This window comes from Paenibacillus sp. FSL R10-2199 (genome assembly GCF_038000235.1).
Lineage (GTDB): Bacteria > Bacillota > Bacilli > Paenibacillales > Paenibacillaceae > Paenibacillus_AQ > Paenibacillus_AQ phytohabitans.
On record NZ_JBBOBO010000002.1, the window covers coordinates 1517260 to 1530356 of the forward strand.

The window sequence follows — 13097 nt, forward strand, 5'->3', positions numbered from 1 at the left end:
CGGGTTAGGTTGGCAGATTCGATAGAATTGACACAGCGATGGATAGATACCGCTAAGGCAGGGCGAGTTCCAAACACAATTTCTCTTATATGTGGGGGAATGCAGACGCAGAGAGGCCACGAATAGGTGTATTTCGTACAATTAAAAGGAGGATAAACACCGGATTTGTGCGGATAAGTGTATTCTGTACAACTAAAAATGGCGGAAGGCGCTCCTTTGGGGAAAGTCAGTCCTTTTAGTTGTAGAAAGTGCAGCTATTAGACTGGAAAGACAATGACTGGTGACTTTAGTTGTAGTAAATACAGTTATTGTCGGATGAGGTTCTTGGCTTCGAGCAGAAGTCTGGTTCTATCTCCCAGGCCGCTATTTCGAAAGAGTACCGTTCAATGGATAGAGCAAATGTGGCTACAATATGGCTACAAGGTGGCTACAAGGTGCTTACAATGAAGCCAAAAGTTACGGGAGGACAAAGCAATGACGGCTCAGCTACATGCTCAGACACAAACAGGGGTAACGATATGGCTCACCGGCCTGTCCGGAGCGGGCAAGTCCACGCTTGCCGCTCTGCTCAAGGACCGGCTGCAGGAGCAGGGCCGGGCAGTGGAGTGGCTTGACGGTGATGAGCTGCGGCGCACACTGGGCCGGGGCCTCGGCTTCAGCCGCGAGGACCGGTTCGAGAATATCCGCCGGGCGGTCTATATTGCCGGCCTGCTGAACCGGCACGGCGTGGTCACCGTGGTCTCGGTGATCAGCCCTTATGCCGACATGCGCAGCTATGCCCGCCTGGAGCTGCCGGGGTTCGTGGAGGTCTATGTAGACTGCCCGCTCCCCGTCTGTGAAGCGCGGGATGTCAAAGGGCTGTACGCCAAGGCCCGCTCCGGTGAAATCCCGGCCTTCACCGGGATCTCCGATCCTTATGAGGCTCCGGACCGCCCGGAGCTGAGGCTGCTCACGGCAGAGCGTACACCAGAGGAATGTGTGGAGGAAATGATAGACTGGCTTACGGAGAACCGGCTCTATCAGCCTTGGCGCTAGAGTTAGAGTGCGGACATTCTCCTGCTTCGCCTGCGCTATGAGCATAATAGAAGGGAGACTTATAGTGTTTAGCCATGAGCCTCCCTTCTTATTGATATGAAGCTCCCATTCCTCCAACAAACTAGCCGCGTTGCTCAGGTATCCTCCAACGTCGCTTCCCCCCGTCACATCTTACTCCGCCTCATCCCGCTTTAATCTGCCTTACACTATTTTCGTGATTTGTTACTCTGACGGCGCTGCCAGGTTAGCCCTAGTGCTATCAAGATCACCATCCCCGCACCCGCTCCCACATATAGCAGCCATGGTGCTGTTGCTGAATGATTGTCTACAGGTACTGAAGGTGCATCACCTTCAGCGGTCTCCGGCGGAGCTGTCGGCGACCCGCCGCCGGTACCTGGCCCCAGCTCATTCAGATCTTCCTGCGCGTCAGCATACAGGGCAGTCCGGCTGCACAGGCTCGTAGTCAGCTCACTCTGTTCTTCATTCCCCTTCACTAGGTTTCCATCTGCTTCCGCTCCTCTTGCATAAACCATGTAGCGTTCACCCTCGGCGAACTCAAAGCCGCAGCTGTCTCCGGACTGCGCCGTACTTACGGTCACTTGATTACCCAAATCACCCTTCCAGCGGGCACCCACCTGAAAGGTAACCTGCATGGGATCAGCGCTGGATTGGATAATTCCGGATGGTTTGGCGACCGATATTACGGTGCCTTCAAACACAGCCGCACTGTCTTCCAAAGCCTCCAGCGGAGGAGCTGGTATGACACAAGAACAGGCATAGGTAACCTGCGGACGTACGGTCAGTAGTGTCATGAAGACAAGCAGGGCACACAGGAACATGAGCAGGACGCCCCGGATTCTTTTTATCGCAATCATCATAATCACTCTCCTTATTCTCCAGACGAAATTCCCAGAGAAAGGTTACTCTATAAACCATAAAATCCCATGCCAGCTAAAAGGCACGCGGGTATAATAGGACAGTCAGCGTAATAACAGCTACTTGATAACGCCTGCGTCACTGGCATGTGATAGCAAGCTGCGACCAGACTGCTACGTGATAACGGCTGCGTCATGAGCATGTGCTACCAGATATGCCTGACGGATATATGATAGCAGCTGGCTCATCATGTCTGCAGGCTAAACCCCAAGGCTTACCCGCGTCTACTTTCTGCATCTGCTTTCTGCATCTGCTTTCTGCATCTAATTTCTGCATCTGCTTTCTGCATCTGTTCTTCGTATTTACTCTCTAAATTCACTCTCTATGTTCACCCTCCGCCTCGATCTCCCGCGCAATTGCGGTCAGCTGCCGCATCCCTTCACGAAGCAGCGCTTCGCTGGCGAAGGAGTAGCTGAGGCGCAGCCAGGACTTCATCTCGCCCAGCGGATCACAGATTTCACCGGGAACGAAGGAGATGGACTGCTCCATACAGCGTACAAACAGCACATCTACGGACACTGTGTCCGGCAGCTTCACCCACAGGTTCAGACCGCCCTGCGGCGCTGTCCATTCCCAGCCGGCGGCAGCGAGCTCCTCCTCCATGATCTCCTTATGCACCTGAAGCGCGATCCGCAGCTTGCCAAGATGCTGCTGCAGGCGCGGCGAGGTGTAGTAGTGTAGGAAGATCTTCTGATTCAGCAGCGGCGTCCCGTTGTCCGCCAGCGACTTGGCGGCAATCATCCGCTCCATGAACGGATAACGGCAGGCTACTGCGCAGATCCGCAGCCCGGGGGCCACATACTTGCTGAAGCTGCTGATGTAGATGACCCAGCCTTCGGTATCATAGGCAAAAAACGGCGCCGGCGGCTCCTCCTCAAAGTGCATATCACGGAACGGATCATCCTCCACCAGCAGGCAGCGGTAGCGCTCCGCCAGCTCAACGAGCAGCTTGCGCTGCTTAGCAGGCACCGTATAACCCGTCGGATTATGGTGCGTCGGGTTAATATAGAACATCCGCGGCTTATGCCTGCGCATCAGTTCCTCGACCGCCGCCAGATCATACCCCTGCGGCGAGATCTCCACCGGAACCAGCCGCGCGCCTGCCCGGCGGAAAATATCCAGCGCCACACTATACGTCGGGCGCTCCACCAGCACGGCATCCATCGGGCCGAGCATGATTCCGGCGATCAGATTGATCGCCTGCTGCGCGCCCGAGGTAATCAGCAGCTCGCTGGCTGATAACTGCAGCCGGTACCGGTCATGGAAATGGCTGCTCAACGTTGCACGCAGCTCCTCATCCCCCTGCACGGTGGAATAGGTACCCATGACCTTCGGGTAGAGGTCGAATACTTTTTTGACATAATCGGACAGGAACAGGTTGGGCAGCAGACCCGGATCAATCAGCGCCTGAGAGAACTGGTAAGTCACCGGCTTCCGCTGAATATCGGACATCGGACTCTTGACCGTATACCCCAGCACTGCTGCTCCTTCTTCCACTGAGTTGGCCATCCGGCTGCCCGGCGATACATAATAACCGGATTTGTCTTTGACATACAGCATACCGTTCTCCGTAAGTGCCCGGTAAGCCTTAAATACCGTCAGCCGGTGGACACCCAGCTCATCCGCCAGCAGCCGGATCGACGGCAGCTTGTCGTGGGGCTTCCACTCCCCGCGCCCGATCCGGTTCGCCATGAACTCATAGACTTGGCGGAACAAGGGATTACTTTGCTCTGCTCCCACTGACTTCTTCATATACCCCCGCCCTCTCCACAATATACTCGCAACCGTCCCGCTGCCACAGCTCGCCGTTCTCCGTTCGCCGCTCACTCCAGCGCACACGTCCGCCAACTGCTCTTTGCCCTATTGTACAGCATTCCGCCCTGCAACTGTTCTGTGTTCTGCAATCTGTTCTGCGCCTATGAGGATATGATTAACAGAATACTTTAGGAGATTGCCACATTACCACCACAAAGGGGCACGGAAACATGATTATGTTAGCTTATTCACTGGTCTGTCTGATCTTCGGCACAACCTTTCTCGCGATCAAAATCGGCGTAGACGCCGGAGCGCCGCCGTTCTTCTCTGCTGGACTTCGTTTTTTCACGGCAGGGGCGGTGCTGTTCCTGTTCATGGTAGTGAAAGGCAAAGCCAGCTTCTCGCTGCTGCTGCGCAAGGAAATGCTGTTCACCGGAGCAACGCTGACCTTCGGCACCTTCGCCGCACTTTACTGGGCCGAGCAATATGTATCCTCCGGACTCGCGGCCGTATTATCGGCAACCGGGCCGATGATGATTCTGCTGATGCAGATGGCTTTTCTCCGGCAAAAGGCTCCCGGCTACTCGCTGTTCGGCTGTATCATCGGCTTCACCGGAGTACTGCTGCTTGTGCTGCCGAATCTTGCAGCTGATGTCACTCCGCTCTGGCTGATCGGCTGTGTTGTCGTCCTGATCGGAGAACTCTGCTATGCGGCAGGGGCGATCTACTCCAAAAAAGTAACCACTACCTTCTCCGGAGTATCCCCTGTGGCACTGAATGCGGCCCAGATGATGTACGGCGGAGCGCTGCTGTTCACCATCTCGCTATTTACCGAGCCGCTGCATCCCGCCTTCCTGTTATCGTTCAAAACCGCAGGCTCCCTGCTCTACCTGACCGTTGTCGGCTCCATGGTTGGTCATACCCTGTTCTACTGGCTCGTCTCCAAGACGAATCCCGTCTTTCCGTCGACCTGGCTGTATATCTCTCCGCCGATTGCCGTAGGGGTGGGCTTCCTGTTCTATAACGAAGCGGTAACCTGGGTAACGCTGCTTGGTGTATTCACCATTATTGCTGGCACGGTCCTTGTGAATGCAGGCGCGCTGAAGCAGCTGATTTTCAAACAAAAACCGGCAATACCCGTACTTCAAAAAACAAGCATTGAAGCTCTGCCGCAGGATTAATTAATCCTGCCCCTGTTTAGCAAAAACAGCCTGGACCCTTACAAAGGGCTCCGGGCTGTTCTGTTATTTTCACCCTATAGCTTAAGCACGCTGGGGGATAACGCTACTCCTCAGAGCTGAAAAACAAATTCAGCGGCAATTCCTCATCGCTCTCAAAACTGTTCGATATCCTGTAGGTAATATACAGCTTCTTCTCACCCTCGCCATATGTCCACGATTCTCGGATAAAGCCTATTGACGGCATGAGCGGAAGCGCCATCCGGTCAATCGTCTGAACCGATTGCTCGACTTTGTCAGCCTCTTCATCATCCGCAGGCTTGTAATGTTCCAGAAAAGCACGCACTAGCTCTCTCGCATCCTCATAACCGCTTTCCGATCTGGGAAAGACCGTCCCAATCCGGTAACCGATAATTGTATCATTTGTAACATCTGCCGTAATCTGCTGGATGAACTCCATTTGATTGACGGTCAGGACATCATCCTGCATGATTGTACCCAAATTCGGATCATATTCCCCCACAGCATCGGTAACCCCCAGAACGGCAAGCCCGTCTTCGAGCGGCTGGTTGAACACAGCCCTGTGCTCTTCCACCTGTGTGAACAATTCTGCGTACTTCGGGGTGTCCTTGCTGCATCCGGCAGATAACAGCGTTAGGATGACTATCCCGCAAATGAGAACGAAGCTTGATTTCCTCAAATGAATACACCTCCTTGCCTGATCAAACCTTACCATACATGTGAGGAAAGAGCATTAAATAAATACCATATATTAGAATATTTTCTTTTCCCTTAACGCAAATCTGATTAAGCTACCTATTTTTTCAGAAAATTATTATATATGACGTACTATATATTGCATTTATGATCATTATTGCGTATTATATAAGCAAGTTAGGGGATTTAATTCCAAATAGGACGTCTGAATGAAGAGGGGGAATCGGCGCACGGTGCTCCTTTTCTGCCAAGGGAGTGCCTGTATCTATAACGTAAACCGGAAAGTGGAGGAAAACTGTGATCGAACTGACAACCCGGCAATTGCAAATTATTGAGATTGTGAAAAAAAGAGCGCCGATTACCGGAGACCAAATCGCGGAAAGCCTGGGCCTGAGCCGGCCGACCATCCGGGGGGACTTGTCCATCCTGGTTATGCTCGAATATGTCGATGCGAAGCCGAAGGTCGGTTATTTCCCCGGTACCAAAGCCGCAGCGCGCCATAACAGCCGGGGGCTGCTGCAGGATACCAAGGTTAGCGATATCCAGAGCATCCCGGTCATTATCCGCGAGAATACAACGATTCAGGACGCCGTAGTTACACTGTTTCTTCAGGATGTCGGTACGCTGATCATCTGCGATAGCGACGGCAAGCTGACCGGTGTCGCCTCGCGCAAGGACTTCCTGAAGGTCACGCTCGGTAATCCCGGCGCGGTAACCATGCCTGTGAGCATGGTCATGACCCGCCAGCCCAAGGTAGTAACTGTTTCGCCCGATGACACGGTGCTTGACGCCGCGCAGCGCATGATATACCACGAGGTAGACAGTCTGCCGGTAGTTGTTCCCGGCAGCGGGGAAGGGTCCGGCTCAGGTCTGGACGTAGTAGGGCGGCTCACGAAGACTTCCATCGTGAAGCTTCTCCTCGAGCTTGAAGCCAAAGGATAACGGAGGAATCGATAGAGCATGGAGCCATCCACCCATTACATTACGATATGCTCGGATTCTATTGGAGATACGGCGGAAGCTGTCGTGCAGGCCGTCATTCACCAATTTCAGAATCAGCGTGTCACGATCAGAAGATACGGTAATGTCAGACATGAAGATGAACTGCGCAAATTAATGGAAGAGACCGCCCAGCTTCAGGGTTTCGTAGCTTATACCCTGGTCCAGCCGGAGCTGCGGGAGATGATCCGCGAGGAGGCGGTCCGCCTCGATCTGCGGATTGTGGATATTATGGGCCCGATGATGCAGGCCTTCATCGATACCTTCGATGATGCTCCGGAGGCCCGGCCCGGACTGCTGCATCAGCTGGACGAGGAATATTTCAGCCGGATCGAGGCGATTGAATTCACCGTCGCCTGTGATGACGGACGTGATCTCGGGGCCATGCTGAAGGCGGATATTGTTCTGCTCGGCATGTCCCGCACCTCGAAGACACCGCTCAGCATCTTTCTGGCCCACCGCGGCAAGAAGGTGGTGAATTATCCGGTCGTCCCGGAGGTCGGTCCGCCGCAGCAGCTGCTGAGCCTGCCGCCGAACCGGATCATCGGTCTGACCATGAAGCCGGAGTACATGCTGAAGATCCGCTCTGAGCGGCTGAAGATGCTGGGCTTGCCTACCGGCTCGCAGTATGCCAGTCTCGAACGTATTACAGAAGAGATGGAATATGCGGCAACACTGTTCGCCAAGCTGGGCTGCCCGGTCATTGATATTACGGATAAGGCGATTGAAGAAACCGCCGGCATCATTATGGGTTATATCTAATCTAACTATTCTAACTACACTGGAGGGAATCATTATGGAACGCGAATTGGCACTGGAAATTGTACGGGTCACTGAATTGGGTGCTTTATCCTCAGCACGCTGGATTGGCCGGGGCGACAAAAATGCGGCAGATGATGCTGCCACAACCGCAATCCGTTCCATGTTCGATTCTGTCTCCATTGACGGAACCGTGGTGATCGGCGAAGGCGAGATGGATGAGGCGCCGATGCTCTATATCGGAGAACGTGTCGGTAACCGGAACGGCCCTTCCGTCGATGTAGCGGTAGATCCGCTGGAAGGGACCGAGGTCGTCGCCTGCGGACTGCATAATGCACAGTCGGTGATTGCAATTGCTGACAAGGGCAGCCTGCTGCACGCGCCGGATATCTATATGGAGAAGCTGGCCTGCGGACCGGAGCTGGCCGGTAAGCTAAGCCTGGACGATCCGGCCGAAGTAACGCTGCGCAAAGCCGGCATGATCACCGGCAAAGCGCTCTCCGAGCTGACGGTGATGGTGCTGGACCGCAAGCGGCATGAAGGCTTAATCAGCATCCTGCGTGAAGCAGGCGTGCGCATCAAGCTGATCAATCACGGCGATGTCGCCGGGGCAATAGCCGCTGCGCTGCCGGACAGCGATGTAGATCTGTACATGGGCTCCGGCGGAGCACCGGAAGGTGTACTCGCCGCCGCCGCACTGCGCTGCCTGGGCGGCGAGCTTCAGGGCAGGCTGCTGCCCGAAGGCCCCTTCGAGATGCAGCGCTGCCTGCAGATGGGTCTGGACAATCCGGCACGGGTGCTGTCCATGGAGGATATGGTCGGCACCGGCGATGTCATCTTCGCCGCCACCGGGGTAACCTCCGGCGAGTTCCTCAGCGGCGTCCGCTTCATCGGCAAGGAACGCGCCGAGACCCATTCGGTGATCATGCGGGCGCAGAGCCGTACGATCCGCTACATCCGCAGCATTCATTTCCTGCCGGGCAAGGACATCCCGGAGGTCATTCCGGCCAGAGCCAATGCGGCCTTTATGTAGGCATCAAGGCAGCGGATAACAATTGTATTTCATACAGTTATAACAAGGTATACGCCCAGATTTATTACGCTAATTGTATTCTGTACAGCTAAAATAGCATGAGGTGAGCCTTTTGAGAGAAACTGGTCAATATAATTGTATAAAGTGCAACTAAAGCACTTCCCGGGCAATTTTCAGTGATTTTAGTTGCAGAAAATACAGTTAAAGCCTCGCCGGATTGGGTCCTCTGCTTCAAGCGGAATTTCATTCTGATCCGAGGATTACCGGTTCAATGAATATACAAAAGGGTTTCCGTGAAGTCCGGCTGGACTTCGCGGAAACCCTTTTATTTTCTCGCTGAAACAGCTCCATGATTAAAGTGACGGCAAGGCCGTTCCCACTAGCTTTAGCCTTAATGACAAATCCCGTCATCTAGCCTGTCAGAATGTTATAACGTCCCTGCTATTTAACGGCTGCGGCTGTGGTCTCTCAGCAGCTCGTCACTGCCGTCCACCTTCACTTCTCCGCTCTTGTCGACCCGTGCTTCCTCGCGTCTGACCGTATCCTGTACCTGCTCGGTTCCCTGAACCTCACGTTTGTGAATTTCGACTTCACCGGTAACGACCGTATTCTTACGGACCTCCACCTGCTCCTCGCTCACCGGGATTCGGATCGTTTCATCCGCGCCAACCGGCTCTGCTGTTGTGTCATTATTGACGGCACGCCGCTCAATAACAATCTCTTCATGGGTAACAGGGACATTGATCGTTTTCTGCTCTTCGATGATTTCCTTGTGTACGTTGACCTCACCGGTCTGCACCTTGTTCTTGGATACGTCCAGCTGTTCTTCACGCAAACGCAGCCTGCGGTCTTCATCCGGATCATTGAACCCGCCAGTTCGTGTACTATCCAGCGCCCCGTCTATGCCATTCGGCGTACCGGAATATACATCTCCCGTCATTCCCCGCCGGTTCACATCATCCAGTGCTCTTGTCCCCGGGAGATCATGCTCCGTTGCCGAATTCATCGTATCCAGCCCTGTATCGTCCCTGCCTTCAAGACCCGAGCCGTTGAACGCGGCATCCACGGTATCTGTTACCGAATGACGTGCGGTATCCGCAGCATCGCCGGTTGTATTAGGATCATCCATATAACGGTCTGCGTTCGCTGAATTATGGTTGCGGAAAATGGAGTATACATCACTTGCCCGCGTGTTATCTGCATCAACCATGACCAAAATGCGTCCTTCATCCACATAGTTGTCGTAACTCTCCGCTTCATCCTCCGGAATACCCAGCCCGATCAGACCGCCCACAAGCCCGCCTGTTCCTGCACCTACGGCTACTCCCGTCAATGTCGCGGCAATTGGTCCCGCAGCAATAATCGGCCCGATCCCCGGTATCGCCAGCGCGCCGATGCCTGCCAGCAGCCCGGTGACACCGCCGAGTATACCGCCTGTTGCTGCACCGGATGCCATGCCTTCAGGCGCCTTGGTTCCTGTCTCATCACTGATCGCTTCAACATCCCGTTTATTTCTCGCTATCACTGAGATATCCTCTGTCAGAAACCCGTGACTCTTCAAGTCTTCAATGGCCCGTGAAGCTTCATGCTCGGTATAGAATACACCTACAATTTTCTTGTTCATAACGATTCCCTCCTGGTAGCTTATTTTGTGAATAAGGTTAGTCTCACTTTAACTTTAACTTTCACATCCCTTACTTAACCAAACAGGCATCCGCGAAACTGATTTTTTATAAACTTGTAAACGTAACCTCAAAATTATTTATGAAACAGGAAATAACCAGGGAAATAATTTCCAAGCGGATTTCCTCCTGCATTCCGGACACATTTTACTCATATTCCCCGTTTCGGAGTCAGCATAGATAACACTTAATTATCCGCCTCATGGCATTTATTAATCCTTTTAGAACAATGGTCTCAACCGCATTACAGCACCGCCAAAAGAGGCTATACTCCTCATAAGACAGGTCAGCCACTCAGATATCTTATAGGGGGAACCGCGATGAATATGCGTTTGAAGGTGCTCAAGAAACATTTACTTTTCTGCTGCAGCGAACACTGCAATAACCAGGATGTTGAAGAGGTCATGCAGGAATTCAAAGAGCAGATGGTGGAACACGGGATTAACAAAACGGTCAAAATCAACAAAACCAGCTGTCTCGGCCTATGCGGCAACGGGCCTTTTGTCATCGTCTATCCTGACGGAATCTGGTACTACAATGTAACCACCGATGATGTGGCGCGCATTGTGGAGGAGCATCTGGTGAACGGTGTGCCTGTGGAAGAGCTCGTTATGCTCAAAATGGAAGCCTGACCCTGCCGAAGCTCCGGCATCTGTGTTATGAAATATGTACGTATGGTCCCTCTCCCCTTCAGCGGAGCCGGGACTTTTTGCGGTGTATCTGCCTTGGGGCCCCCGTAAAGTACCTGAGCAAATCATCGAAGCCAGAGCCTCACTTTATGGGGTTATTTTGCGGTTGATCAGCCTTAGTGGAACTGATGTATAATGGAGAATATACGCTTGTTAGGCAAAGAACACTCCCTATACAGGAAAGAGGCTGAAGCATGGCCATATTCAAATATAATTCCCATCGTCCGCACCGCACCAGTCCCGATCTCCATCTCCATTATTGGGGACAGGAGCAATGCGCACCCGGCCATTCCGTAGGACCCGGGGTCCGTGATTTATACAAAATCCACTTCATTCACGAAGGCACCGGCAAAGTCGTTGTCGGGGAAGCGAGCCACACGCTGGGGGCAGGACAAGCCTTCCTCACCTATCCCCATGTTGTGACGCATTATGCCGCAGACCAGGACAGTCCCTGGACCTATTCATGGATTGCTTTTACCGGAGAAGAAGCCGGATATCTGTTGTCGCGGACTTCGCTGTCGCCCGAGCAGCCGGTGTTCCCGATGGATCAAGAGCTGATGCCCTCTCTATTCGAGAGGCTGTCTGAAGCCGCCGACTGCCAGGATGTGCTGGATCTGCCGCTCAAGGTAATCCTCTATGAGTTCTTATCCCTGCTGCTGCGCACGGTTCCGGCCACTGCAAACCTGGTGATTCCGCGTCAAAAGAGTGTCTATGTCGAGCAATGCCTCCACTACCTGCATGCCCATTATTGTGAGAATGTCACCGTGGAGAGCATGTCCGCTTCTCTGAAGCTGGACCGCAAGTACCTCTCCACATTGTTCAAACGGACGATCGGTCTGCCGCCGCAGCAGTATCTGCTTAATTTCCGGATTGCCAAGGCCTGCGAGCTGCTGACCGAGACCAGCTGTACCATCGGCGAGATCTCGCATTCTGTCGGGTATCAGGACGCACTGCTCTTTTCCCGTATGTTCAAAAAGGTTAAAGGCTGCTCCCCCAAAGAATACCGCATCCGCCACACCGATACTGACATTGTTCTATAAACATCATCCATGCTGACATACGATTATCCGCACGGATTCGGTACAATAAGAACGTGGCCCGGCCGGAGAAGCAAACGCTAACATTCCCCGGATAGGGAGCGCCAGTTTGTACACATTAATCACAGAACACACTAACCAACAAATTGTAGGAGGAATAATATGTATATCGCTAGTCCTGAACGCTATGACACTATGAAATATAACCGCACCGGCCGCAGCGGCCTGCTGCTCCCGGCGATTTCGCTTGGACTCTGGCATAATTTCGGCGGCAACGATGTGTTCGAGAACGGCCGGGCCATGGTCCGCCGCGCTTTCGACCTGGGGATTACCCACTTCGATCTCGCCAATAACTACGGTCCGCCCGCAGGCTCCGCCGAAGAGAGCTTCGGACAGATTCTGAAGAAGGATCTCGCCGCGTACCGCGATGAGCTGATCATCTCCAGCAAAGCCGGCTACTATATGTGGCCCGGCCCGTACGGCGAATGGGGCTCCAAGAAGAATCTCGTATCCAGTCTGGATCAGAGCCTGAAGCGGCTGGGCCTGGATTATGTGGATATCTACTATCACCACCGTCCAGATCCGAATACACCGCTCGAAGAAACCATGTCTGCACTGGATCTGCTTGTACGCCAGGGCAAAGCGCTGTATGTCGGTATTTCGAACTACAAGCCTGAAGAAGCGCGTGAAGCCGCGCAGATTCTCCGCCGTCTCGGCACTCCCTGCCTGATTCATCAGCCGAACTATTCGATGATGTCACGCTGGATCGAAGACGGGCTGCAGGATGTGCTGGCTGAAGAAGGCATCGGCACTATCGCCTTCTCTCCACTGCAAAAGGGTATCCTGACCGACCGTTACCTGAAAGGCATTACCGCAGATTCCCGTGCAGCCGGACCAAGCGTGTTCCTCTCCGAGAAGGAAATCACGGCCGAGGTGATCGCCAAGGTAAGCAAGCTGAACGATATTGCCGCTGCCCGCGGACAGAAGATGTCACAGCTCGCCTTATCCTGGGTACTCCGCGGCGGCAAAGTGACCTCCGCCCTGATCGGCGCGAGCAAAGTCAGCCAGATCGAAGATGCTGTAGCTTCCCTGAATGCGCCTGAGCTCAGCGCAGAAGAGCTGGAGCAGATCGAGAACATTCTGCGCGGATAATCCGGCGTCTGGAAGGCTGAAAGACAACATCTATTCTTACTTATAACGGCAATCCTGCCCGCCCGGCTGACAGCCAGCGGCGGCGGGATTGCCGTTTTGGCGTATCAGGATGATATAATAGACAC

The 13097-nt window shown here is 53.6% G+C and carries 12 protein-coding genes; 8 read left to right on the forward strand and 4 right to left on the reverse strand.

Annotation, left to right across the window (positions count from 1 at the left end):
* The first annotated feature begins 474 nt into the window (after window positions 1-474).
* Window positions 475-1035 (forward strand): adenylyl-sulfate kinase, encoded by a 561-nt coding sequence (gene cysC, locus NYE33_RS34465; RefSeq protein ID WP_076242303.1) that lies wholly within the window; start codon window positions 475-477, stop codon window positions 1033-1035.
* A gap of 206 nt (window positions 1036-1241) precedes the next feature.
* On the opposite strand, the gene NYE33_RS34470 is transcribed toward cysC, so the two are convergent.
* On the reverse strand, window positions 1242-1913 hold the full coding sequence (locus tag NYE33_RS34470; protein ID WP_341069838.1) for a hypothetical protein: 672 nt from the start codon (window positions 1911-1913) through the stop codon (window positions 1242-1244).
* Window positions 1914-2286: 373 nt separating this feature from the next.
* Entirely contained in the window at window positions 2287-3723 is a 1437-nt protein-coding gene (locus tag NYE33_RS34475; protein ID WP_341069840.1) for an aminotransferase-like domain-containing protein, read from the reverse strand.
* 233 nt (window positions 3724-3956) lie between these two features.
* Here NYE33_RS34475 and NYE33_RS34480 point away from each other — a divergent pair, with 233 nt between their 5' ends.
* Window positions 3957-4907, forward strand: a complete 951-nt coding sequence (locus NYE33_RS34480; protein WP_341069843.1) for a DMT family transporter — start codon at window positions 3957-3959, stop codon at window positions 4905-4907.
* Window positions 4908-5010: 103 nt separating this feature from the next.
* On the opposite strand, the gene NYE33_RS34485 is transcribed toward NYE33_RS34480, so the two are convergent.
* Window positions 5011-5604, reverse strand: coding sequence for a hypothetical protein (locus NYE33_RS34485; protein ID WP_042134094.1), 594 nt, complete (start codon window positions 5602-5604; stop codon window positions 5011-5013).
* 314 nt (window positions 5605-5918) lie between these two features.
* Here NYE33_RS34485 and NYE33_RS34490 point away from each other — a divergent pair, with 314 nt between their 5' ends.
* The 3 genes from NYE33_RS34490 to glpX are packed head-to-tail and all read left to right on the forward strand — an operon-like array spanning window position 5919 to window position 8412.
* Window positions 5919-6563, forward strand: a complete 645-nt coding sequence (locus NYE33_RS34490; RefSeq protein ID WP_340947771.1) for a helix-turn-helix transcriptional regulator — start codon at window positions 5919-5921, stop codon at window positions 6561-6563.
* Window positions 6564-6581: 18 nt separating this feature from the next.
* On the forward strand, window positions 6582-7382 hold the full coding sequence (locus NYE33_RS34495; RefSeq protein WP_039302045.1) for a pyruvate, water dikinase regulatory protein: 801 nt from the start codon (window positions 6582-6584) through the stop codon (window positions 7380-7382).
* Window positions 7383-7416: 34 nt separating this feature from the next.
* Window positions 7417-8412, forward strand: coding sequence for a class II fructose-bisphosphatase (gene glpX / locus NYE33_RS34500; protein ID WP_340947772.1), 996 nt, complete (start codon window positions 7417-7419; stop codon window positions 8410-8412).
* Between the two features lie 445 nt (window positions 8413-8857).
* Here glpX and NYE33_RS36610 read toward each other — a convergent pair whose 3' ends face one another.
* On the reverse strand, window positions 8858-10036 hold the full coding sequence (locus NYE33_RS36610; protein WP_445669830.1) for a YsnF/AvaK domain-containing protein: 1179 nt from the start codon (window positions 10034-10036) through the stop codon (window positions 8858-8860).
* Window positions 10037-10414: 378 nt separating this feature from the next.
* Between NYE33_RS36610 and NYE33_RS34515 the strand changes: the two genes are divergently transcribed.
* The 3 genes from NYE33_RS34515 to NYE33_RS34525 all read left to right on the forward strand — a co-directional run bounded on the left by NYE33_RS34515 (window position 10415) and on the right by NYE33_RS34525 (window position 12972).
* Window positions 10415-10726 (forward strand): (2Fe-2S) ferredoxin domain-containing protein, encoded by a 312-nt coding sequence (locus NYE33_RS34515; protein WP_042134087.1) that lies wholly within the window; start codon window positions 10415-10417, stop codon window positions 10724-10726.
* A gap of 251 nt (window positions 10727-10977) precedes the next feature.
* Complete coding sequence (locus NYE33_RS34520; RefSeq protein ID WP_042134085.1) at window positions 10978-11823, forward strand: AraC family transcriptional regulator; 846 nt, start codon at window positions 10978-10980, stop codon at window positions 11821-11823.
* 159 nt (window positions 11824-11982) lie between these two features.
* On the forward strand, window positions 11983-12972 hold the full coding sequence (locus tag NYE33_RS34525) for an aldo/keto reductase (protein ID WP_039302057.1): 990 nt from the start codon (window positions 11983-11985) through the stop codon (window positions 12970-12972).
* The last annotated feature ends 125 nt before the right edge of the window (window positions 12973-13097 follow it).

What these genes read in the sequence shown, in the direction of transcription:
- cysC (WP_076242303.1), top strand. Translation starts at nt 475, where the DNA reads ATGACGGCTCAGCTACATGCTCAGACACAAACAGGGGTAACGATATGG.
- NYE33_RS34470 (WP_341069838.1), bottom strand. Translation starts at nt 1,913, where the DNA reads ATGATGATTGCGATAAAAAGAATCCGGGGCGTCCTGCTCATGTTCCTG.
- NYE33_RS34475 (WP_341069840.1), bottom strand. Translation starts at nt 3,723, where the DNA reads ATGAAGAAGTCAGTGGGAGCAGAGCAAAGTAATCCCTTGTTCCGCCAA.
- NYE33_RS34480 (WP_341069843.1), top strand. Translation starts at nt 3,957, where the DNA reads ATGATTATGTTAGCTTATTCACTGGTCTGTCTGATCTTCGGCACAACC.
- NYE33_RS34495 (WP_039302045.1), top strand. Translation starts at nt 6,582, where the DNA reads ATGGAGCCATCCACCCATTACATTACGATATGCTCGGATTCTATTGGA.
- glpX (WP_340947772.1), top strand. Translation starts at nt 7,417, where the DNA reads ATGGAACGCGAATTGGCACTGGAAATTGTACGGGTCACTGAATTGGGT.
- NYE33_RS36610 (WP_445669830.1), bottom strand. Translation starts at nt 10,036, where the DNA reads ATGAACAAGAAAATTGTAGGTGTATTCTATACCGAGCATGAAGCTTCA.
- NYE33_RS34515 (WP_042134087.1), top strand. Translation starts at nt 10,415, where the DNA reads ATGAATATGCGTTTGAAGGTGCTCAAGAAACATTTACTTTTCTGCTGC.
- NYE33_RS34520 (WP_042134085.1), top strand. Translation starts at nt 10,978, where the DNA reads ATGGCCATATTCAAATATAATTCCCATCGTCCGCACCGCACCAGTCCC.
- NYE33_RS34525 (WP_039302057.1), top strand. Translation starts at nt 11,983, where the DNA reads ATGTATATCGCTAGTCCTGAACGCTATGACACTATGAAATATAACCGC.